Below are 21,456 nucleotides of genomic sequence, written 5' to 3'. Positions count from 1 at the left end.
TTTCACGAAATTTTCACGACCCGAAGCTTCGCACAACTGCAGAATGTTTCCATAGTGTCGGTAGGATATTTCTTAGGTGATACACATCACCACTGGTCCAGAACTGTGCAGGCTCAGGATCGCCGAGGGCCAGCAGTTCGCGTTCACCCAGCAAACGCTTGAGCTGTCGCGCGACAGCAGCGCCGGTGTCGATGAGGATGATGCTGGCGGGCAGCATCTGCGCCAGCAGCGGCTTGAGGAAGGGATAGTGGGTACAGCCGAGGATGATGGTGTCGCAGCCGGCGCTGAGCAGCGGGTCGATATAGCCCTGCAACAACTGACGCAGGGCCGGGCTGTCCAGATCACCGGTTTCAATCAGCTCCACCAGGCCCGGGCACGGCTGGGTGATCACCCGCACATCGGTGGCAAACCGATCGAGCAACGCGGCGAACTTGGCGCTTTGCAGGGTGCCGGTGGTGGCGAGCACCCCGACCACGCCACTGCGCGTGGCCGCCGCGGCGGGTTTGACCGCGGGCTCCATGCCCACCAGGGGCCAATCGGGGTAGTCCTGGCGCAAATCCGCGACGGCCGCCACGGTTGCGGTGTTGCAGGCGATCACAAAAGCCTTGGCGCCCTGCTCGCGGAAAAATTCGGCGACAGACCGGGAACGCTCAAGAATGAACGCCGGGGTTTTCTCGCCGTAGGGGATATGCCCGCAATCGGCCACGTACAACAGGGACTCATGGGGCAGCAATTGCTGAATCTCAGCCAGCACCGACAAGCCGCCGACGCCGGAATCGAACACACCGATTGGCGCGTCCTTACCCATGTTGTGTCCCGCAGACACTGCAAGCGGGATCACGCTTGACCCGCAGTTCGCGAAAACGCGTGGTCAACGCATCGATCAGCAGCAAGCGGCCCACCAACGGCTCGCCGAAACCCGCCAGCAACTTCAAGGCCTCCAGGGCTTGCAGGCTACCGACCAGGCCCACCAGTGGGCCGACCACACCCGCTTCGCTGCAGGTCAGTTCAGTGTCGCTGCCATGCCCGTATAAACAGTGATAGCACGGGCTTTCGGCACGACGTGGATCGAACACCGACAGTTGCCCTTCAAGCCGGATCGCCGCGCCGCTGATCAATGGCCTGGCCGCCGCCACACAGGCAGCATTGACGGCCTCGCGGGTGGAGAAGTTGTCGCTGCAATCGAGCACTACGTCCACACCCGCCACCGCCGCCGCCAAGGTATCGGCATCCAGCGCGATGGGATGGGCGACCAAAGTGATTTCGGGGTTGAGGGCACTCAGGCGGCGCATGGCCGAATGGACCTTGGCCTGCCCGACGCTGTCGGTGTCATGGATGATCTGGCGTTGCAGGTTGGTGAGGTCGACGGTGTCGAAATCCGCCAGGTGCAACTCACCGACACCCGCGGCGGCCAGGTACATCGCCACCGGGGCACCCAGGCCACCGAGGCCGACGATCAACGCGCGGCCGTTTTTCAGGCGCAATTGGCCGTCGATGTCGACATGCTGCAACAGAATCTGTCGGCTGTAGCGCAACAGCTCCTGATCGGTCAGCACGGCCGGCGTCCCAGGGAGATGCGTTCGTGACCGCCAAGGTCGATGCGGCTGTGCACCTGCTCGAAGCCTTGGCTCAGCAACAGGTCGCGCACCGCGCCAGCCTGGTCGTAACCGTGCTCCAGCAGCAGCCAACCCGCCGCGTTCAGGTGGGCCGGGGCCTGGGCGATGATCAACCGCAGGTCATCCAGGCCATCATGGCCCGCCACCAAGGCGCTGGCCGGCTCGAAACGCACATCGCCCGCCACCAGGTGCGGATCGTTGGCGGCGATGTAGGGCGGGTTGCTGATGATCAGGTCGTAGGCGTGGCCTGCCAGGGCGCTGAACCAATGACTGTTGATCACCGTGGCGTTATGGAGGTGCAGGCGCTGGCGATTGCGCTCGGCCAGCGCCACGGCTTCCAGCACGCGATCGACGGCCGTGACGTGCCAGGCCGGACGCTCGCTGGCAAGGGCCAGGGCGATGGCGCCGCTGCCAGTACCGAGGTCGAGGACCTTGACCGGTGTGGCCGGTAACAATTCCAGGGCCGCTTCCACCAGCAGCTCGGTGTCCGGACGCGGGATCAGCGTGTGGGGCGCGACCTCCAGGTCCAGCTTCCAGAAACCTTGCTGACCGAGGATATAGGCGACCGGCTCGCCGGCGCGGCGGCGTTGCAGGTAGCCGGCAAACGCCAGGGCGTGTTCGCTGCTGACGATTTTTTCCGGCCAGGTGTGCAGGTAGCTGCGGGACTTGCCCAAGGCCGCCGCCAGCAATAACTCGGCATCCAGGCGCGCCGTGGGCGAGTCGGGCAGGTCGGCGGCGCGCAACAGGCTGGCGATAATGGTCATTTATTCACCTATCGCCGCCAGCTGATCGGCCTGGTATTCGGCGAGCAGTGGCTCGATCACCGCATCCACGCCACCGGCGAGAATCTCGTCCAGGGAATAAAGGGTGAGGTTGACCCGGTGGTCGGTGACCCGGCCCTGGGCAAAGTTGTAGGTACGGATGCGCTCGGAGCGGTCGCCCGAGCCCACCAGCAATTTGCGCTCGCTGGCAATCGCGTTGGCGGCGGCGCTGGTCTGCTGGTCATTGAGCTTGGCCGAGAGCCAGGACATGGCCCGTGCACGGTTCTTATGCTGGGAACGTTCTTCCTGGCACTCCACCACGATGCCCGACGGCAAGTGGGTGATACGAATCGCCGAGTCCGTCTTGTTGACGTGCTGGCCACCGGCGCCCGACGAGCGGTAGGTATCGACCCGAAGGTCGGCCGGGTTGATCTCGATGGCTTCCTGCTCGTCCGGCTCGGGCAACACGGCCACGGTGCAGGCCGAGGTGTGGATGCGACCTTGGGATTCCGTTGCGGGAACCCGCTGCACACGGTGGGCACCGGACTCGAACTTCAGCTTGCCATAGACATTGTCGCCTTCGACCCGCGCGATGACTTCTTTATAGCCGCCGTGCTCACCTTCGTTCTCGGACAGGATCTCGACCCGCCAACCGCGACGCTCGGCATAACGCGAATACATGCGGAACAGGTCGCCGGAGAAAATCGCCGCTTCATCACCGCCGGTGCCGGCACGGATTTCAAGAAACACATTGCGCCCGTCGTTGGGGTCCTTGGGCAGCAGCATGCGCTGCAGGTCACCTTCCAGCTCGGCCAACTTTTCCTTGGCCTCGCGGACTTCTTCCACGGCCATTTCACGCATTTCCGGGTCGCTGTCCTTGAGCAGCGCCTGGGCGCCTTCAAGGTCGGCCTGCACTTTGGTGAGATTCTTGTACGTGGCCACAATGGGCTCAACTTCGGCGTATTCCTTGGAATAGGCGCGGAACTTGGTTTGATCGGAAATGACTTCGCCGTCGCCGAGCAAGGCGGTCAGTTCTTCGAAACGGTCCTGGAGCACGTCCAGTTTATTGAGCAGTGACGCTTTCATTGCGATTTTTTATCCGAAGAGCTGGGCGCGCCCTCACCGAGGGCAAAGAGTTCCTGGGCCATGGCCAGCGCATCGAGGCGGCCTTCGGCAGTCAGTTTTTTTAATTGTACGCTGGGCGCATGCAGCAACTTGTTGGTCAGGCCGCGGGCCAGTTGCATCAGCACCTCCTCGGCGCTGCTGCCGTTGGCGAGCAGGCGCTGGGCCTTGATCAACTCTTCATCACGCAGGCGTTCGCCCTGCTGACGATACGCCTTGAGCACGTCCACCGCCGCCAGCTCACGCAGGCGCACCATGAACTCTTCGGCACCGACGCTGACCATCTCTTCAGCCGCCTGGGCAGCGCCCTGGCGACTCTTGAGGTTTTCGGCGACCACTTCATGGAGATCGTCGACGCTATAGAGGTAAACGTCGTCCAACTCGCCGACTTCGGGCTCGATATCCCGGGGAACGGCAATGTCCACCATGAAGATCGGCTTGTGCTTGCGCAGTTTCAGCGCGCTTTCCACCGCGCCCTTGCCGAGGATCGGTAGCTGGCTGGCGGTGGAGCTGATGACGATATCGCTGCGCACCAGTTCGGCCGGGATGTCCGACAGCAGCACCGCATGGGCGCCGAACTGCTCGGCGAGAATGCTGGCGCGCTCCAGGGTACGGTTGGCGACCACGATGCGCTTTACGCCCAGGTCATGCAGGTGGCGGGCAACCAGGGTGATGGTCTCACCGGCGCCGATCAACAGCGCCTGGCTGCGCTGCAGGTCGCTGAAGATCTGCTTGGCCAGGCTGACGGCGGCAAACGCCACGGACACCGGGTTTTCACCGATGGCGGTGTCGGTGCGCACCTGCTTGGCGGAATTGAAGGTGGCCTGGAACAGACGCCCCAGCAGCGGACCGACGGTACCGGCCTCGCGCGCCACGGCATAGGCGGATTTCATCTGGCCCAGGATCTGCGGCTCGCCCAACACCAGCGAATCGAGACCGGATGCCACGCGCATCATGTGACGAACTGCCGCATCGTCTTCGTGCACATAGGCGCTCGCGCGCAGGTCGTCGAGGCTCAAATGGTGATAATCGGCCAGCCAGCGCAGTACCACATCCGCCGAGAGATGTTCCTGCTCTATATAAAGCTCACTGCGATTGCAGGTCGAAAGGATCGCAGCTTCGCGGCTGTCGGTGAGACGGCAGAGCTGCTGCAAGGCCTCAACCAACTGCTCTGGCGTAAACGCCACGCGCTCGCGCACGTCTACGGAAGCAGTCTTGTGGTTAATACCGAGTGCGAGGAAGGCCATTCAATATCGCTGATGATGTCGGGAAGCCGACAATTGTCCTACTTCGAAAGATTCAGAACAACCACCGTCGTCTATTGTCCTAATGCCTTGTGTCTATAAAGGCATCAACTGAGACTCGGTTATGTTTGGCCGAAGGCTTGTGTCATGATGATCCGACCGCAGGTTAGTCGTCCTCTTCCTATATGAATAGATCTTCCGCGTTGCTCCTTGCTTTTGTCTTCCTCAGCGGCTGCCAGGCCATGGCACCCGTGTCGCCGGACGGTACACCGCCGGTGGAAGACAGCACACCCGCCCCTGAAAAGCCCAAGGTTTATTCCTCGTTCAGTGAAGAAACGGTGTTCAGCCTGCTCAGTGCGGAACTGGCCGGCCAGCGCAATCGCTTCGATATTGCGCTGGATAACTACGTGACCCAGGCCATCAACACCCAGGATCCGGGAATTTCCGAGCGGGCGTTCCGCATTGCCGAGTACCTCGGGGCCGATCAGGCCGCGCTGGATACTTCGTTGATCTGGGCAAAGAACGCGCCGGACGATCTGGAAGCCCAACGGGCAGCCGCCATTCAATTGGCGCGGGCCGGGCGCTATGACGACTCCATGGTCTATATGGAGAAAGTCCTGCAAGGCAAGGGCGACACCCATTTCGACTTCCTCGCGCTGTCGGCTGCCGACACCGACCAGGACACCCGCAATGGCCTGATGAAGAGTTTCGACCGCCTGCTGCAAAAACACCCGAAGAACAGTCAACTGGTGTTCGGCAAGGCCCTGCTGCTGCAACAGGATGATGAAGCCGAAGCCGCATTGAAGCTGCTGGAACAGAACCCGCCGGAAGACGGCGAGATCGCGCCGATTCTGCTGCGCGCGCGCCTGCTGCAGAACCTCAACCGCGGCAAGGAAGCGATTCCACTGCTGGAAAAAAGCATCAAGAAATACCCGGACGACAAGCGCCTGCGCCTGACTTACGCACGCACGCTGGTGGAGCAGGACCGCATGGAGGACGCCAAAGTGCAGTTCGCCAACCTGCTCCAGCAATACCCGGATGACGATGAACTGCGTTACTCCCTGGCGCTGGTGTGCCTGGAAGCCAAGGCCTGGGACGAGGCCAAGGGGTATCTGGAAGAGCTGATCGAGCGCGAAAGTCATGTCGACTCGGCGCACCTGAACCTGGGTCGCATCGCTGAAGAGCGCAGCGACCCGCAGGCCGCCCTGCTCGAATACGCACAGGTCGGCCCAGGCAACGACTACCTGCCGGCCCAACTGCGCCAGGCCGACATCCTGATGAGCAACGGGCGTACCGATGAGGCAGAAAAACGCCTGGCCGCTGCACGGGATGCCGAACCGGACTACGGGATCCAGCTTTACCTGATCCAGGCCGAGACCTTGTCAGCCAATAATCAGGGCGAGCGCGCCTGGAAGGTGCTGCAACAGGCCTTGCTGCAATTCCCCGACGATTTGAACCTGCTGTACACCCGTGCCATGCAGGCGGAAAAACGCAATGACCTGGCGCAGATGGAAAAAGACCTGCGCCTGATCATCAAGCGCGACCCGGACAACGCCATGGCCCTGAATGCCCTGGGCTACACCTTGTCCGACCGCACCACGCGTTACGACGAAGCCAAGGCGTTGATCGAGCAGGCGCACAAGCTCAACCCGGAAGACCCGGCCGTACTCGACAGCCTGGGCTGGGTGAACTATCGCCTGGGTAACCTCGACGAAGCCGAACGCTTGCTGCGCCAGGCCCTGGAGCGCTTCCCCGACCAGGAAGTCGCTGCACACCTGGGCGAGGTGCTGTGGGCCAATGGCAAGCAGCGCGAAGCCCGCCAAATCTGGGAAAAATTCCTCAAGGAACAACCCGAAAGCCCCATCCTGCGCGGCACCATCAAGCGCCTGACCGGATCCGAGACCCTTTAAGCTTATGTTCTTGCGCCACGTTATCGTTTTCAGCTTCATCGCCCTGCTCGCCGGTTGCGCGGGCTTCGGTGCCCGCGAATCCGTTGAGGGCCAGGGCAACCCGGCGCAATGGAAGCAGCACAAGGATCAGCTCGGCAGCATCGACGGCTGGCAGATCGAAGGCAAAGTCGGGGTTCGCGCACCGAAAGATTCCGGCAGCGGCACCTTGTTCTGGCTGCAACGCCAGGATTACTACGACATTCGCTTGTCCGGCCCCTTGGGGCGTGGCGCCGCGCGCCTGACCGGCCGCCCGGGACAAGTCAGCCTCGAAGTCGCCAACCAGGGTCGCTACGAGGCCACCTCGCCCGAAGCGCTGCTGGAAGAGCAGATTGGCTGGAAACTGCCTGTCTCGCACCTGGTGTGGTGGGTCCGCGGCTTGCCCGCGCCGGACAGCAAGAGCCGCCTGAGCCTCAACGGTGACAGTCGCCTGGCCACCCTGGAACAGGATGGCTGGCAGGTCGAATACCTCAGCTACGTGGAACAGGGCGGTTATTGGCTGCCAGAGCGCATCAAGCTGCATGGCACCGACCTTGACGTCACGCTGGTGATCAAGGACTGGCAACCGCGCAAGCTGGGGCAATAACGTGGCCGTACAAAAACTGACCCTGCCCTCTCCTGCCAAACTCAATCTGATGCTGCACATTCTCGGTCGCCGTGAAGACGGCTACCACGAGCTGCAGACACTGTTTCAATTTCTCGACTACGGCGATGAGCTCACCTTCGCCCTGCGCGACGATGGCGTGATCCAGCTGCACACTGAATTCGAAGGCGTGCCCCACGACAGCAACCTGATCGTGAGGGCCGCGAAAAAACTCCAGGAGCAGTCCGGCTGTTCCCAGGGCATCGATATATGGATCGATAAGATTCTGCCCATGGGTGGCGGAATCGGTGGTGGCAGCTCGAATGCCGCGACCACACTGCTGGGTCTGAACCATTTGTGGCAACTGGGCTGGGACCATGATCGCCTGGCTGCGCTGGGCCTCACGCTGGGCGCCGACGTCCCGGTTTTCGTGCGTGGACACGCCGCTTTTGCTGAGGGCGTGGGGGAAAAACTCACCCCGGAATACCCCGAAGAGCCGTGGTATGTCGTGCTTGTCCCGCAAGTATCTGTAAGTACAGCAGAAATTTTTTCAGATCCGCTGTTGACACGTAACTCTCCTCCCATTAAAGTGCGCCCCGTTCCCAAGGGAAACAGTCGAAATGACTGCTTACCGGTTGTAGCAAGGCGTTATCCAGAGGTACGTAACGCTTTGAATTTGTTAGGTAAATTTACCGAAGCAAAATTAACCGGAACTGGAAGTTGTGTGTTTGGGGGCTTCCCAAGCAAAGCTGAAGCTGATAAAGTCTCGGCCCTTCTTACAGAGACCCTTACAGGGTTTGTAGCAAAGGGAAGCAACGTTTCGATGTTGCATCGCAAGCTGCAAAGTCTGCTCTAAAAGGAATCGAGTACTGGGTACTCGTTGCAACAGATACAGGGGCGTCGCCAAGCGGTAAGGCAGCAGGTTTTGATCCTGCCATGCGTTGGTTCGAATCCAGCCGCCCCTGCCATTTTCTAATACTCATCCAGGTTACCCTCAGCCTCTAGGTACTGCGCGTGTCCAAGATGATGGTCTTTACGGGGAACGCCAACCCCGATCTGGCTCGACGTGTCGTACGTCAGCTGCATATCCCTCTCGGTGACATCTCTGTCGGTAAATTCTCCGACGGCGAAATTACAGCCGAGATCAATGAAAACGTCCGCGGTAAAGACGTCTTCATTATCCAGCCGACCTGCGCTCCGACCAACGATAACCTGATGGAACTCGTCGTGATGGCTGATGCCTTCCGCCGCTCCTCAGCGACTCGAATCACAGCTGTAATCCCTTACTTTGGTTATGCCCGCCAGGATCGCCGTCCGCGTTCCGCACGTGTGGCTATCAGCGCTAAAGTCGTTGCTGACATGCTGACCGTGGTAGGTATCGACCGTGTGCTCACGGTTGACCTGCACGCTGACCAAATCCAGGGGTTCTTCGATATTCCGGTAGATAACATCTACGGCTCCCCCGTCTTGGTGGATGACATCGAAGACCAGCGCTTTGAAAACCTGATGATCGTGTCCCCGGACATTGGTGGCGTCGTGCGTGCACGGGCTGTTGCCAAATCCCTGGGCGTGGACCTCGGGATCATCGACAAACGCCGTGAGAAAGCCAATCACTCTGAAGTGATGCATATCATCGGTGATGTCGAAGGGCGTACCTGTATTCTGGTTGATGACATGGTCGACACCGCCGGCACCCTGTGCCACGCGGCCAAAGCCTTGAAAGAGCACGGTGCAGCTAAAGTCTTCGCCTACTGCACACACCCTGTGCTGTCGGGCCGAGCGATCGAGAACATCGAGAACTCCGTGCTGGACGAACTGGTGGTGACCAACACCATCCCGTTGTCCGCCGCTGCTCAAGCCTGTGCGCGTATCCGTCAACTGGATATCGCACCGGTAGTTGCCGAAGCGGTTCGCCGCATCAGCAATGAAGAATCGATCAGCGCGATGTTCCGCTAAGGGTCAAACCTTCGGAACACCTCACTGACGAAAAGCGCCCCGCCCCAGCATACTGTTGGGGCGGGGCTTTTTTGCCCATATCGCCTTTAGCGCTGGTCGCAAACGCTGGGGCGAATGTGGTTATTTTGGAGATACAACATGAACGATTTTACTCTGAATGCTGAAGTGCGTTCCGACCTGGGGAAAGGTGCGAGCCGCCGCCTGCGTCGTCTCGCAAGCCTGGTTCCAGCTGTAGTTTACGGTGGCGACAAAGCCCCTGAATCCATCAGCATGCTGGCTAAAGAAGTTGCCAAACTGCTCGAAAACGATGCGGCCTACAGCCACGTTATCGAACTGAACGTTGGCGGCAAAAAGCAAAACGTCATCATCAAAGCCCTGCAACGTCACCCATCCAAGGGTCACGTTCTGCACGCTGACTTCGTACGCGTCGTAGCCGGCCAGAAACTGACCGCTATCGTGCCTGTGCACTTTGTTGGTGAAGAAGCTCCGGTCAAGAAAGGCGGCGAGATCTCTCACGTCCTGAACGAAATCGAAGTGACCTGCCTGCCGAAAGACCTGCCTGAGTTCATCGAAGTCGACCTGTCGGCTCTGGAAATCGGCGCAATCATCCACCTGTCCGACCTCAAGGCTCCTAAAGGCGTTGAGTTTGTCGCACTGGCTCACGGCGATGACAAAGCTGTTGCAAACGTACACGCTCCACGCGTTGCTCCAGAAGCTGAAGAAGGCGCTGCAGAGTAATTCACTCTGTATTGCCGGAGCTTGAGGAAACATCGCGGACCGAAACGTAGCGAGAAAGCGGGCGATAACGCGGCGTTTACTCTTGAGTAAATGATCTCTTGTCGTCCACTTTCGCCGCACGCAGGTGTAGCGATGTTATCCACAACTCCAAAGGAAGGGCCCCTGTCGTGACTGCCATTAAACTGATCGTTGGCCTGGGAAATCCAGGCGCCGAATACGAACAGACCCGGCATAACGCGGGGGCCCTTTTTGTTGAGCGCATCGCCCACGCCCAAGGTGTAAACCTGGTGGCCGATCGCAAATATTTTGGCCTGACCGGACGCTTCTCGCATCAGGGTCAGGATGTTCGTCTGTTGATTCCCACCACCTACATGAACCGCAGCGGCCAGGCTGTAGCGGCGCTTGCGGGCTTCTTCAGGATCAAACCCGAAGAAATCCTGGTGGCCCATGACGAACTGGACCTGCCACCCGGCGTTGCCAAGCTCAAGCTCGGCGGCGGGCACGGCGGGCACAATGGCCTGCGCGACATCATCGCGCAGTTGGGCAATCAGAATAATTTTTACCGCCTGCGGCTCGGCATTGGCCACCCAGGCGTCGCCAGTATGGTTTCAAATTTCGTCCTGGGTCGTGCGCCACGCGCCGAACAGGAAAAACTCGATGCCAGCATCGACTTTGCCCTCGGCGTGCTGCCGGATATCTTCGCCGGTGAATGGAACCGCGCGATGAAAAACCTGCACAGCCAGAAGGCCTGACTTTTTTCCGAGGGGAAACACCATGGGATTCAATTGCGGCATCGTCGGCCTGCCCAACGTCGGCAAATCCACCTTGTTCAACGCTTTGACCAAGTCCGGTATTGCGGCGGAGAACTTCCCCTTCTGCACCATCGAACCCAACAGCGGCATCGTGCCGATGCCCGATCCGCGCCTGGACGCACTGGCGGCCATCGTCAATCCCAAGCGCATCCTGCCGACCACCATGGAGTTCGTCGACATCGCAGGCCTGGTAGCCGGCGCGTCGAAAGGTGAAGGCCTGGGCAACAAGTTCCTGGCCAACATCCGTGAAACCGATGCCATCGCCCACGTGGTCCGCTGCTTTGAAGACGAGAACGTGATTCACGTCTCCAACAGCGTCGACCCGAAACGCGACATCGAGATCATCGACCTGGAACTGATCTTCGCCGACCTCGACAGCTGCGAGAAGCAACTGCAGAAAGTCGCGCGCAACGCCAAAGGCGGCGACAAGGACGCAGTGGTCCAGAAAGGCCTGCTGGAACAGTTGATCGCGCACTTCACCCTGGGCAAGCCAGCACGCAGCCTGATGAAGACCATGGGCGCTGACGAGAAGGCCGTGGTCAAGGGTTTCCACCTGCTGACCACCAAGCCTGTGATGTACATCGCCAACGTCGCTGAAGACGGCTTCGAGAACAACCCTTTGCTCGAAGTGGTCAAGGCCATCGCCGACGAAGAAGGCGCCATCGTGGTGCCGGTGTGCAACAAGATCGAAGCGGAAATCGCCGAACTGGATGACGGCGAAGAGAAAGACATGTTCCTTGAGGCCCTGGGCCTGGAAGAACCTGGCCTGAACCGCGTGATCCGCGCCGGCTACGAAATGCTCAACCTGCAGACCTACTTCACCGCCGGTGTCGAGGAAGTCCGCGCCTGGACCGTAAAAGTCGGCGCCACTGCGCCACAGGCTGCCGGTGTGATCCACACCGACTTTGAAAAAGGCTTTATCCGCGCGGAAGTGATCGCCTACAACGACTTTATCCAGTTCAAGGGTGAGGCCGGTGCCAAGGAAGCGGGTAAATGGCGTTTGGAAGGTAAGGAATACATTGTTAAAGATGGCGATGTGATGCACTTCCGCTTTAACGTGTAAACGCTACCTGCGAAGTCTACGACAAATAAAAAAGCCGATGCACTGCATCGGCTTTTTTGTAGGTGAAACTTCCTAACATAGGACAAGCATCGTTCACACTTCACTACCAGACTTCCCCTACTTACCCCCTCCGCCTTTAATGCAGCCAGGCAGTTGCACAATTTAACCTCAATAATGCCGGGGTTTTCCTACATTATTCCGGCCCACACTTACGTCAATATCCCCGTACAAGTTCTATACCCTCATTCCTGATTGACGAGCATAGACTGTCCTCTCAACACTGAAGTCGAGCGATAATGGAGAACTCTTCGATGTCGGTCTCCACCCTTGGAGAAAATGAAAAAGATACTTCACTCTTCGAAGACACGGATATTGAAAACACACTGAGCAGCACGGCCCCCCTCAACATAGACATACTGTTGCTGGGAGAAACCGGCACTGGCAAAGATACCCTGGCGCAGCGGGTTCACCGCCTATCGACACGGCGGGGCAATTTTGTCGCGGTCAATTGTGCGGCTATTCCTGATAGCCTCGCCGAAAGCCAATTGTTCGGCGTCAACAGCGGTGCCTATACCGGCGCCATCCAATCCCGTGCCGGTTTTATCGAGGCAGCCCATCTCGGCACCCTGTACCTCGATGAGATCGATAGCATGCCGTTGAACCTGCAAGCCAAACTGCTGCGCGCGCTGGAGTCGCGGGGGGTGGAGCGCCTGGGCTCAACCCGCTTCATCCCGGTGGACATGCGTGTGATCGCGTCTGCCCAACAATCGCTCCACCAGATGGTCGAACTCGGAACCTTCAGGCGCGATCTGTACTTCCGTCTGAATGTCGTCAACATCCAGCTTCCAGCCTTGCGTGATCGGCGAGAGCACATCATCCCGTTGTTCCTGGAGATGATTCAGCAGGAAGCCCACCGGTTCAAACGCACTGCCCCGCCGCCCACTGACGGGCTGCTGCAACAACTGCTGTGCCACACCTGGCAGGGTAATGTTCGGGAGTTACGTTCTACGGCCAAGAGGTTCGTGCTGGGCCTGCCACCGTTTTCTACCTCGGTGAGCGACCAACAGAAAATCCAGATGGGCCTGAAGGCACGCCTACAACACGTTGAAAAAGCGTTTATTGAGGAGTCGTTGCGCAGGCATCACCACTGTGTAGAAACCGTCGCGCTTGAACTGGGTGTTGCCAAGCGCACGCTGTACTACAGGATGAAACAATTAAATATATCATTAATGTAGAAAAACTGTTCCAGCTAAGTGCCTCGCCTAACTAGACACCAGCGCATCTAAAAAAACACATTTAGGAACATCTATACCGAGCAATATTCGGAACCATTTTCTTCTAGCAACCACACACTCATCGTCAGATTCAAGTTGTGGAGAAACATGTCACAGACTCAATACAATTTGCTTTACTGACGGTTAGTACCACTTAAATACCTTAAGATAGGAAGTTATTATGAGCGCAATTTCCGCTTCAAGCCCTGTTTCTTCTGGCTACGCCACAAATAATTACGCTTCACCAACGTCATCGGATTTGTCCGGAGCAATGGGCGGAGGCGACGATGATCTGATAGCCCAAGCAAAAGCTGTCGGCAGGGACGGTGCGATGAAAATGCTTGATATGAAAGCGTTTAACAACGTCACCTCGGCCGCTAAAGCAGTCCAATAATAAAAGCACCTCTCCGAGCTGATGATTGGAGAGGTGCTTGTACTGCTTGAATGATTCAATCGTTAACGTCAGCGACAAAAAACTATCGCCCCCACACAGTAGACTTCACATGTGGATAGAAAATATTGAGTCTTCAGTATCTGACGAGACTGTCGAGAGGAACGACAAGACGTCTGAATTTTTGGCGCTGGATACGGATGTCAACTTTTTCAGCTCAATGCTCGAACACTCATTCCCGGCTACCTCCGCCTCAGGAAAAAGAGGCCTGCCGACGGCGCTGATAGAAGCGATTGAGCCGCTCAATATCACAAGAGCGCGTCTTGCGCGAGCACTGAAATCCACAAACAAGCAGATAAATATCCAAGAACTTAAAAAATTTCCGGGAGAGCTTTCCGGTGCGGTTCTCACGTCTCAACTACTGGTAAAAACCCTTGGCAAGACAACTCAAGGCATCGACAAGATTTGCAATATGCAATAGTGAACATGAATAGATTGTTATCCGCCGCGCTGATTTTTTTTATTACGTTGATATTAAGCGGTTGCGGTGACCGCGTTGAACTTCATCGTCAGCTCTCTGAACAAGAGGCCAATGAGGTCATAGCAGAATTGGCAGATAAACATATTCGAGCCTTAAAAATCCCGGCCAAAGATGGTGTCGTCGTGGCGGTTAACGCAATCGATATCGGACGCGCCGTACGTACCTTGGAAGCCGCCGGTCTACCGAGAATGGCCCGGGCAACATTGGGCGATACCTTTCGCAAGGAAGGCGTTATTTCCACGCCATTGGAGGAGCGCGCACGTTACATCTATGCCTTGTCCCAAGAGCTTGAGGCGACCTTCTCTAACATCGACGGCGTTATCGTTGCGCGGGTACACGTAGTGTTGCCCGAACGCATCGCACCTGGGGAACCTGTCCAACCCGCATCCGCGTCAGTATTCATCAAGCATGATCCGCGCCTGGATCCCGATAACATCCAAGCACGCATTCGCAGAATGGTGGCAAGCAGCATCCCTGGCATGACCACAGCAGTGGAAAATCCGCAAAAACTGACCGTGGTATTTGTACCTGCCACCGCTTACCAGGAACAGCAGCGCCTCGTGTATTTTGGCCCTTTCCTGGTACCCAGCGATGACCTGGGGTTTTGGCGCAACAGCACAGTCTTCACTCTGCTAGCCATGGTTGCCGTCGTGAGCACCGGACTATTCCTACGCAATCGGCGTCAGCGTCTTGTAAAAGGTGCGTCCGTGGCAGGCGAATCGACTGGCCTCTCCCATGACGCCTAGACCCGTCAATCCAATGAGCGAACATCTGGCCTGGGCTCAATGGTGGGCATTCCCATGGAAGTATGCCCACGAGGACTGGAGAGGCGAAAAATACCCAGCGATCAGCACGCTATATCACCTTGGACGGTTGGCGCCGGGCAACCTCACGGGGGTTGCAACCTGCTTGCCTGCTGCCCCTCACCCTACCGTGCTTCGCCTGGCCCTCGCCTCAACGGAGCAACTCGACCTGGCGATGACACTGATTCACGACACCTTTAATCCTGAGGCAGCAGCCCCCTTGAGCAACAGCCATCATCTGTGGTGCATGCGTCTGTCCAAGGCGCTGCCCCCAGCCATGCTGCCTTGCGACGCTGATCCATTGCAATTGCTCCATAGCTGGGTGGAACCGGCGACTTGGCAACGTCTTCGGTTGCGCTTCCCACGTGAGCGTGTAGGTGATGTCGAAAAAAGAAATATCTCATTCGAGAACGCCAGCAGCCGCCTGAACACACTGTGGCAAGCCGTGGTCTGGCGCGTGACGAATTTGGCAAGCGACCCCACGCCCCCCTGAATCGAAGGGGTAAGGAAATCAGCGATGTTATGTCGATACACCATTGAGTTGCTCAAGGACGCTACGCACGTACAGAGCAGCCTGATCCTGCGGGAAGAGCTTGCCAACTGGAAGCAGGCCGACCAACTCTTGAACCGGGCCCATGCACAGGCCGATGAGCTGATAAGCCTGGCAGAGGAAAAATGCGAAGCCTTGCTGGAAAAAGTATCCCTGGAGGTCTGGCAGCGCGCGGATGCCCAATTCAAGCGATGGGAGCACGACCGTCAAGCGATGTACGACAGCCTGGAGCACTACGCAACATCGATCACCAACCAGGCAATTCGCTGCCTGCTTGACGAGACGGTAGCCCAACAAAGGCTTGGAGCCCTTCTCAAGCATTTGATGGCGAACCAGATTCAAGAGGTCAACGCCACACTACTCTGTCACCCCCATGACCTGGAGGAGGTGAAACAGTTTTTTGTTCGTCACACCTCCACACGCTGGAAACTTCAGGCTGATGACACAACCCCCCTGCAGACACTGGTACTGAAAACAGACGAGGGCGATTTTCGCATCAGTTGGAATTCGATGATCGAAGCTTTTTTCAACGGCAGTTACGCAAACGAGTCCTCTCCACAATAAGGAAAACCATATGGACTTTTTCGATAAGTTGTCACGCCAACTTTTGAAGAATAACGCTGTCAGCGATAAACGTCTTAGGGCTTTAGTGGAGATGGAAGAAGAGGATGAAGAGTCTGCCGAACTATTCTACAACCTCGCGCTAAGACGCTCTGCGAGCGATATGGCTTATCACGAGCACAAGCGGGCGATCCATCTTATGTACAAATCGACGTTTGAGAGTTTCACCTGATATGCACGAGTTGATCAATGAATGGTTAAACAGCCATAACGAACAGATCAGTTTGTTCGAAGGCGACGATGAAATCATTCTTAAACGTCAAGGGGAAGTGCTATTACTGGGTGCTCAACTAACTTCAGTTCGTCCCGATAATGCAATCCTGCAGAATTGGATGCGACTGGGCGCCGCCAGCCTGAATCATTTCCAAGGCGCACTGGCCCTCAAAACTGAAAGCGGCGCGCTATGGCTGGTTCAAAGTCTGCGCAGCGGGCAGGAAAAGAGGGCTGTGCTCGGCTGTCTCGAAGCCCTGCTTAACCAACGTGACACATGGCGCTCAACGGTGACACGTCTCGCTCAGCCGGCCCGAAACCTCAAACCCACTTCGCTACGCTCACTATCCTACTGAACAGAGAACTGTGAATGTCTAACAAGCCTCACAAGCGCAGTCGCTTGCGTCCAGACTCGCCTGCCGATTCCCTTAAAAGATTCCATTGGCGCAACATGATCCTGCTTCCCTGGCTGCTGATCCCAGCAGGGAACACACTGGCGGCCATACCCCCCGAGTGGAAAAACACCGCATACGCTTATGAAGCTGAACATAAGCCACTCCGGGAAGTGCTGGAGGATTTCGCCCAGACCTTTGGGACACAACTACATGTCGAGGGCCTGCTGGAAGGCAACGTAAATGGCAAGATTCGCGCCAATACCCCGCAGTCGATGCTCGACCGTCTGGGGGTAGAACACCGTTTCCAGTGGTACCTGTACAACAACACCCTCTATATCAGCACGCTGGACCAGCAAGACTCGGCGCGCCTGGAGGTTTCTTCCGAGACCATTGCCGACCTTAAGCAAGCGCTCACCGATATTGGCCTGCTCGATAGCCGTTTCGGTTGGGGCGAGTTGCCCGAAGACGGCGTGGTACTGGTTTCGGGCCCTCGACGCTATATCGAGCAGATCAAACAGTTCAGTACCCAGCGCCGCTCTCCCGATGAAAAGCAGAGTGTGCTGAGTTTCCCGCTTAAATTCGCCAATGCGACGGATCGTCAAGTGGATTACCGCGGCGAGAAGCTCACTATTCCGGGAGTGGCCAGCATTCTGCGTGGATTGCTGGAGCCGCGCTCCAATTCGACCCTCAACAGGCTGAACCAACCCTCCCCGTCACAGCCAGCGCCGCTCGTACCGAACATTCCCCGATTGAACAACCCTTTACTGGGGCAGATGCTGGGTACAAACGTTAACACCGGGCAGGTGGATCCGCTCCCGACACTCACCTCGCGAGCCCCGGTCTCACCCAGCAGGATTCGCGTCGAAGCCGATGTACGCAATAACGCTGTGCTGATCTATGACCTGCCTGAGCGGCAGGGCATGTACCGAGAGTTGATCACTCAACTCGATGTCGCGCGCAAACTGGTGGAAATCGACGCGATCATTCTCGATATCGAGCGCACCCAATTGCGAGAGTTCGGGGTGAACTGGGGGTTTCAGAACAGCCGATTCCGTGGCGGCGTCAATATGGCACCGGGCACCTCTTCACAGGTGTCGATTGAGAACCGCGAGCGCTTCTACGCAGATATACGCGCGCTGGAAGCCAAGGGGCTGGCAAGCATGGTCTCCAACCCCTCGGTGCTCACCCTGGAAAACCAACCGGCGGTCATCGACTTCAACCGCACCCAGTACCTGACCCCCGGCCGGGAGAATGCAACCATTTTACCGGTCACCGTGGGCACCAGCTTCCAGGTGGTCCCCCGTGTCATCACCAGCCGTGGCAGCCACCAGATCCATTTGGCGGTGGATATCGAAGATGGCAACTTCAACGAAACCAACCCCACTCCCGGCAACCTCGATGTACGCCGAGGCAAGGTCAGCACCCAGGCCGTCATGGCGGAAAAGCGCTCACTGGTGGTCGGTGGTTTCCACGTCACCGAAAGCAGCGACAAGCGCAACAAAGTCCCCCTATTGGGTGATATCCCGCTACTGGGCAAGGCGCTGTTTTCCTCGACAGAACGGCAGAATAATCGACGTGAACGCCTGTTCATCCTCACCCCGCGCGTCATCGGTGACCAGGCCGATCCGTCGCGCTACCTGCCCCAGGCCGACCAGGTCGAATTGCAGGCAGCCCTCGCACCGTTGGCGCGGCGCTACAGCCCTCACCAGCCGGTAATCAAGCGCAGCGACATCATCAGTACCCTGGCGCACATGGTCAGCGGGAAAGTGCCCAAGGCCTTCAAGGCGGCACCAATGCCCCTGGGGCTGAACAGTTTGTGCAGCACCCGCGACTTGCTCGCGCTGAACACCGAACGCAGCCAATGGTATGCGGGACCGGACTACAACGTGGCGGTAGTGGTCCTGCGTAACCAGGTCAAACGCCACGTGCGTATCGACGAAAAGGAATGCAGCAACTCGCAGACCCTGGCCGTCAGCGTATGGCCGCGCGCCTGGCTCAAGCCGGGTGAGGAAGCCGAGGTGTTTATCGCCATGCGCCCGGTGGTGAAGGATGAACACCTCAGCGTGCCCCGCCCCTCCTTGATTACTCCTGCTCAGAAGGCCACGCCATGAAACACCGCTTATTGTGCGTCACCCTGATCGCAACGGCACTGCTTGTCGCCGGCTGCACGCCCACCTGCAAGGGGGACTCCTGCTCACGCCCGCAATCGAGCAAGGACAAGATGGTGATCTGGTGGCCACCGCAGATGCGTGCCGAGCCTGGTCCCGCCGGGGAACGTGCGGATTACCAGACTATCTCGCTGGAACGATGAGCCGCCAGGAAATGCCCGACAATCAACGCCAGGTATTTCTGGACAATCTGGTGAGTGGCGCTGCCGCTCACCTGATGCTCGCTCCCGGTATCAAAGCATGTGCACTGCACGCCGGCAAACGCCCGGGCATGGCCTTGCAAGTCGCTCGTTCAGCATTACAGGCAGGGCAGTTGCAGCAGGTATTGGAGCGGCGCTTTGAGCTTGCCGTGGTGTTCGATGGTTGTTTTATCTACCTGGACGCGCAGGATGCCTTGGTAATCTGGCACGCGCTGCCGGCTGCAAACGATGCGCTCGACGGACTCCTCAGCCGGATGCTTTCCCTGGCCAATCTCCAAGCCCTGGACACACGCTCCACCTGCTGATCAGCGACGTTCCAACTCAGGCAATTCCAGCGTTTCGCGCTTGGCTTCATCATCAAGCTCACGCAAGGTGCGATAGATCAGTGCCACAGCCTGCAAGGATTCGCGGGGAATGCTTGCTCCCAACGCTTTGGTATAGAGCAAGCGCGCCAGCCATACGCATTGGATGACCGGCACCTCGGCAGCCTTCGCCTGCGCAATCAACTGGCGGGCGACGGCATCCGTACCTTTGCTGACCAGCAGCGGAAGCGGTGTCTTGCCCGGGCGGTAATACAGGGCGACAGCAAAGTGGGTCGGGTTGACCACCAGCATGTCGGCTTCCTCCAGCTTGGGCAGCTTGACCTTCGGTTCCTCCTGGGCCAATTGCTGCGCCAGCGCGCGGCGCTGGCCCTTCACATGCGGGTCGCCTTCCATATCCTTGTACTCTTTGACGACCTCGACCTGGGTCATGCGCATGCGCTTGGCGAAGAAGTACTTCTGCAAGGTGAAATCGATAACTGCCAGTACCAGTAACAATGCAAGACAGGCATGCAGCAGATAGCGGAACAGGGCGATCAACGCCAGCAGGTAACTTTGCAGATCGCTGTTGGCCAGGTTGATCAACGTCCCAAGAGAGGGCCAGACCACCAGGAATACGATCAGCCCCAAAAGAAACGCCTTGGCGATGCTCATCAACAGATTCATCAGCGACTGGGCAGAAAAGAATTGTTTAACTTGGCTGATCGGGTTGAGACGATTGAAATCGAGCTTCAGTGCCTCGGGTGCAAACAGCAATCCGAACTGCATCCAACTGGCGATCAGCTTCGTGGCAATCGCCACGCCGGCCATCAGCAGGCCGAATGAGAAGAACACCACCAGGCCTTCAATCAGCACTTCTTCCAACGCCCGTACAAAGGGCTGGTCCAGGCGTGAGATCGGCAACACCATCAATTGCTGGAAACGTTGCAAGCTGGTATCGGCGGTGAACAAGGCGATCTCGCTGATGGCCGCCAGCACCATCAACTTGGCCACATCCTGACTTTGAGCGACCTGGCCTTTCTGGCGCTGGTCACGCAGCTTCTTGGCTGACGCCGGGTGCTTTTTTTCCCCCGAGTCACTCATGGCATCGGGGCCTTGAATAAAAGGCCCAGCGAGTGCTTCAGGTCACTCAGTTGGCTCATACTCCCCACGATCAAGTCCTGCAGCAGCGCAAAATACAACAGCAGAATACCGATCCCCGCCAGGCACTTGACCGGTGGCGCCAGCGTACTCACCTGTAGCTGCTGACTGTAGACCCCCAGCAGTGCGATGCCGAACTCCAGCAACAGCAGCACCGCGATAAAGGGAGCAGCGTAGAGCATCATATGGGTGAAGGTGTCGCCCAGCAGGCCGACAAATACGCTCATGCCATCAGGCGCCGGGAGTGGGAACCATACGGTGGGTGGCCAAATCAGGTAACTGTCCCAGATCACCTGAGTCAACGCGCCTAACCCCAGGGTGGCCATCAATAGAAAAATCGCCAATTGCTTGAACAAATGCCCTATCGGCGTCGCATCCGGCCCCAGTGAAGGATTGAGCTGACCACCGGCCAAGGCTCCGCGCTGGTTATCGAGCAAAGCCCCCACCGACTCGAACAGCCAGAACGGCATCGCAAGCAACATCCCCAGCAACACCCCCAGCGCCAGCTCCTTGAGCGCCAATGCAGCGAGCACAAACGCTGAGTAATCATGCTCCGTCAACACAGCATGAATACCCGGCGCGGGCATCAGCGCCATGACCATCACAAGGATGTGCCGGAGCATGCCGCGTATATGCTGGAAACAGAACGCCGCCACCAGTATTCCGCACGGGTAGATTCGCGCCATGCCGATCATCAGACTGGGAAGGAAATCAAGATAAGCCAACACGGGCGAGGCCTCAGTTCCGGGCCGAGCGGCCAATCATTTCGAAGGTCAAGTTGATCAGTTGGATCAACTCCACGCCAATCCAGCGCCCCGTCAGGATCAACGTAACCCCTACAGCCACCAGCTTGATGCCAAAAGGCAGCGTCTGGTCCTGTATCTGCATCAATGCTTGCACCAGAGACACCAGCACCCCCACCACCACCGCCACAATCAATGGGGGGGCAGACAGCACCACCACCAGCAACATGCCCTGCTTGAACAGCACAATCGGGTCCAT

The 21,456-nt window shown here is 58.0% G+C and carries 26 protein-coding genes and 1 tRNA gene; 19 read left to right on the top strand and 8 right to left on the bottom strand.

Annotation, left to right across the window (positions count from 1 at the left end; translation table 11 throughout):
• Nucleotides 1-13: 13 nt before the first annotated feature.
• From murI to hemA, 5 genes are read right to left on the bottom strand one after another with little or no spacing between them, the layout of a single operon-like run.
• On the bottom strand, nt 14-808 hold the full coding sequence (gene murI / locus C8K58_RS14140) for a glutamate racemase (protein WP_027606881.1): 795 nt from the start codon (nt 806-808) through the stop codon (nt 14-16).
• The gene (locus tag C8K58_RS14135) at nt 801-1,556 is read right to left on the bottom strand and encodes a molybdopterin-synthase adenylyltransferase MoeB (protein WP_027606882.1); all 756 of its coding nucleotides are present in this window, start codon (nt 1,554-1,556) and stop codon (nt 801-803) included. The genes murI and C8K58_RS14135 overlap by 8 nt, the downstream gene beginning before the upstream one ends.
• Nucleotides 1,550-2,380 (bottom strand): peptide chain release factor N(5)-glutamine methyltransferase, encoded by an 831-nt coding sequence (gene prmC, locus C8K58_RS14130; RefSeq protein WP_027606883.1) that lies wholly within the window; start codon nt 2,378-2,380, stop codon nt 1,550-1,552. The genes C8K58_RS14135 and prmC overlap by 7 nt, the downstream gene beginning before the upstream one ends.
• Nucleotides 2,381-3,463, bottom strand: a complete 1,083-nt coding sequence (prfA, locus tag C8K58_RS14125; RefSeq protein ID WP_108573859.1) for a peptide chain release factor 1 — start codon at nt 3,461-3,463, stop codon at nt 2,381-2,383.
• Nucleotides 3,460-4,746, bottom strand: coding sequence for a glutamyl-tRNA reductase (gene hemA / locus C8K58_RS14120; protein WP_027606885.1), 1,287 nt, complete (start codon nt 4,744-4,746; stop codon nt 3,460-3,462). Before hemA ends, prfA begins: the two co-directional genes overlap by 4 nt.
• Before the next feature lie 182 nt (nt 4,747-4,928).
• Here hemA and C8K58_RS14115 point away from each other — a divergent pair, with 182 nt between their 5' ends.
• From C8K58_RS14115 to C8K58_RS14030, 19 genes are all read left to right on the top strand, one after another.
• A complete protein-coding gene (locus C8K58_RS14115) occupies nt 4,929-6,653 on the top strand; it encodes a tetratricopeptide repeat protein (RefSeq protein WP_027606886.1) in 1,725 nt (574 codons plus the stop codon).
• A gap of 4 nt (nt 6,654-6,657) precedes the next feature.
• Complete coding sequence (lolB, locus tag C8K58_RS14110; protein WP_027606887.1) at nt 6,658-7,275, top strand: lipoprotein insertase outer membrane protein LolB; 618 nt, start codon at nt 6,658-6,660, stop codon at nt 7,273-7,275.
• Between the two features lie 49 nt (nt 7,276-7,324).
• A complete protein-coding gene (gene ispE / locus C8K58_RS14105; RefSeq protein WP_205885421.1) occupies nt 7,325-8,128 on the top strand; it encodes a 4-(cytidine 5'-diphospho)-2-C-methyl-D-erythritol kinase in 804 nt (267 codons plus the stop codon).
• Between the two features lie 37 nt (nt 8,129-8,165).
• Nucleotides 8,166-8,240: transfer RNA gene (locus tag C8K58_RS14100), tRNA-Gln, on the top strand.
• A 46-nt stretch (nt 8,241-8,286) separates the two neighbouring features.
• Entirely contained in the window at nt 8,287-9,228 is a 942-nt protein-coding gene (locus tag C8K58_RS14095) for a ribose-phosphate pyrophosphokinase (protein ID WP_003171603.1), read from the top strand.
• Nucleotides 9,229-9,366: 138 nt separating this feature from the next.
• Nucleotides 9,367-9,966 (top strand): 50S ribosomal protein L25/general stress protein Ctc, encoded by a 600-nt coding sequence (locus C8K58_RS14090; RefSeq protein WP_027606889.1) that lies wholly within the window; start codon nt 9,367-9,369, stop codon nt 9,964-9,966.
• Between the two features lie 167 nt (nt 9,967-10,133).
• Nucleotides 10,134-10,718 (top strand): aminoacyl-tRNA hydrolase, encoded by a 585-nt coding sequence (pth, locus tag C8K58_RS14085; protein ID WP_010213318.1) that lies wholly within the window; start codon nt 10,134-10,136, stop codon nt 10,716-10,718.
• Nucleotides 10,719-10,740: 22 nt separating this feature from the next.
• On the top strand, nt 10,741-11,841 hold the full coding sequence (gene ychF / locus C8K58_RS14080; RefSeq protein ID WP_108573858.1) for a redox-regulated ATPase YchF: 1,101 nt from the start codon (nt 10,741-10,743) through the stop codon (nt 11,839-11,841).
• 311 nt (nt 11,842-12,152) lie between these two features.
• A complete protein-coding gene (locus tag C8K58_RS14075) occupies nt 12,153-13,076 on the top strand; it encodes a sigma 54-interacting transcriptional regulator (protein WP_027606891.1) in 924 nt (307 codons plus the stop codon).
• Between the two features lie 220 nt (nt 13,077-13,296).
• Complete coding sequence (locus tag C8K58_RS32265; RefSeq protein WP_133822121.1) at nt 13,297-13,509, top strand: hypothetical protein; 213 nt, start codon at nt 13,297-13,299, stop codon at nt 13,507-13,509.
• Nucleotides 13,510-13,555: 46 nt separating this feature from the next.
• Complete coding sequence (locus C8K58_RS14070; RefSeq protein WP_256221293.1) at nt 13,556-13,987, top strand: EscI/YscI/HrpB family type III secretion system inner rod protein; 432 nt, start codon at nt 13,556-13,558, stop codon at nt 13,985-13,987.
• Between the two features lie 5 nt (nt 13,988-13,992).
• The gene (sctJ, locus tag C8K58_RS14065) at nt 13,993-14,793 is read left to right on the top strand and encodes a type III secretion system inner membrane ring lipoprotein SctJ (protein WP_027606893.1); all 801 of its coding nucleotides are present in this window, start codon (nt 13,993-13,995) and stop codon (nt 14,791-14,793) included.
• A gap of 13 nt (nt 14,794-14,806) precedes the next feature.
• The gene (locus C8K58_RS14060; RefSeq protein WP_027606894.1) at nt 14,807-15,343 is read left to right on the top strand and encodes a hypothetical protein; all 537 of its coding nucleotides are present in this window, start codon (nt 14,807-14,809) and stop codon (nt 15,341-15,343) included.
• A 24-nt stretch (nt 15,344-15,367) separates the two neighbouring features.
• Nucleotides 15,368-15,964 (top strand): type III secretion system stator protein SctL, encoded by a 597-nt coding sequence (gene sctL, locus C8K58_RS14055; protein WP_098480399.1) that lies wholly within the window; start codon nt 15,368-15,370, stop codon nt 15,962-15,964.
• Nucleotides 15,965-15,974: 10 nt separating this feature from the next.
• Entirely contained in the window at nt 15,975-16,193 is a 219-nt protein-coding gene (locus tag C8K58_RS14050) for a hypothetical protein (protein ID WP_108573857.1), read from the top strand.
• Between the two features lies 1 nt (nt 16,194).
• Nucleotides 16,195-16,587 (top strand): hypothetical protein, encoded by a 393-nt coding sequence (locus C8K58_RS14045; RefSeq protein ID WP_027606897.1) that lies wholly within the window; start codon nt 16,195-16,197, stop codon nt 16,585-16,587.
• Nucleotides 16,588-16,601: 14 nt separating this feature from the next.
• Nucleotides 16,602-18,737 (top strand): type III secretion system outer membrane ring subunit SctC, encoded by a 2,136-nt coding sequence (sctC, locus tag C8K58_RS14040; protein WP_108573856.1) that lies wholly within the window; start codon nt 16,602-16,604, stop codon nt 18,735-18,737.
• Nucleotides 18,734-18,937, top strand: a complete 204-nt coding sequence (gene hrpT, locus C8K58_RS14035; protein ID WP_065924022.1) for an HrpT family type III secretion system protein — start codon at nt 18,734-18,736, stop codon at nt 18,935-18,937. The genes sctC and hrpT overlap by 4 nt, the downstream gene beginning before the upstream one ends.
• A gap of 11 nt (nt 18,938-18,948) precedes the next feature.
• A complete protein-coding gene (locus C8K58_RS14030) occupies nt 18,949-19,299 on the top strand; it encodes a transcriptional regulator (protein WP_108573930.1) in 351 nt (116 codons plus the stop codon).
• Here the strand turns inward: C8K58_RS14030 and sctU are convergent, their stop codons facing one another.
• The 3 genes from sctU to sctS are packed head-to-tail and all read right to left on the bottom strand — an operon-like array spanning nt 19,300 to nt 21,456.
• Nucleotides 19,300-20,397 carry a type III secretion system export apparatus subunit SctU gene (gene sctU / locus C8K58_RS14025; protein WP_027606901.1) on the bottom strand — a complete coding sequence of 366 codons (1,098 nt, stop codon included), beginning with the start codon at nt 20,395-20,397 and terminating at the stop codon, nt 19,300-19,302.
• On the bottom strand, nt 20,394-21,182 hold the full coding sequence (sctT, locus tag C8K58_RS14020; protein WP_027606902.1) for a type III secretion system export apparatus subunit SctT: 789 nt from the start codon (nt 21,180-21,182) through the stop codon (nt 20,394-20,396). The genes sctU and sctT overlap by 4 nt, the downstream gene beginning before the upstream one ends.
• A gap of 10 nt (nt 21,183-21,192) precedes the next feature.
• Nucleotides 21,193-21,456, bottom strand: a complete 264-nt coding sequence (gene sctS, locus C8K58_RS14015; RefSeq protein WP_027606903.1) for a type III secretion system export apparatus subunit SctS — start codon at nt 21,454-21,456, stop codon at nt 21,193-21,195.

Source organism: Pseudomonas sp. GV047, from assembly GCF_003058245.1.
GTDB classification, from domain to species: Bacteria; Pseudomonadota; Gammaproteobacteria; order Pseudomonadales; family Pseudomonadaceae; genus Aquipseudomonas; species Aquipseudomonas marginalis.
The sequence above is the reverse complement of the archived record's forward strand: the minus strand, read 5'-3'. Positions and strand labels throughout refer to the sequence as shown.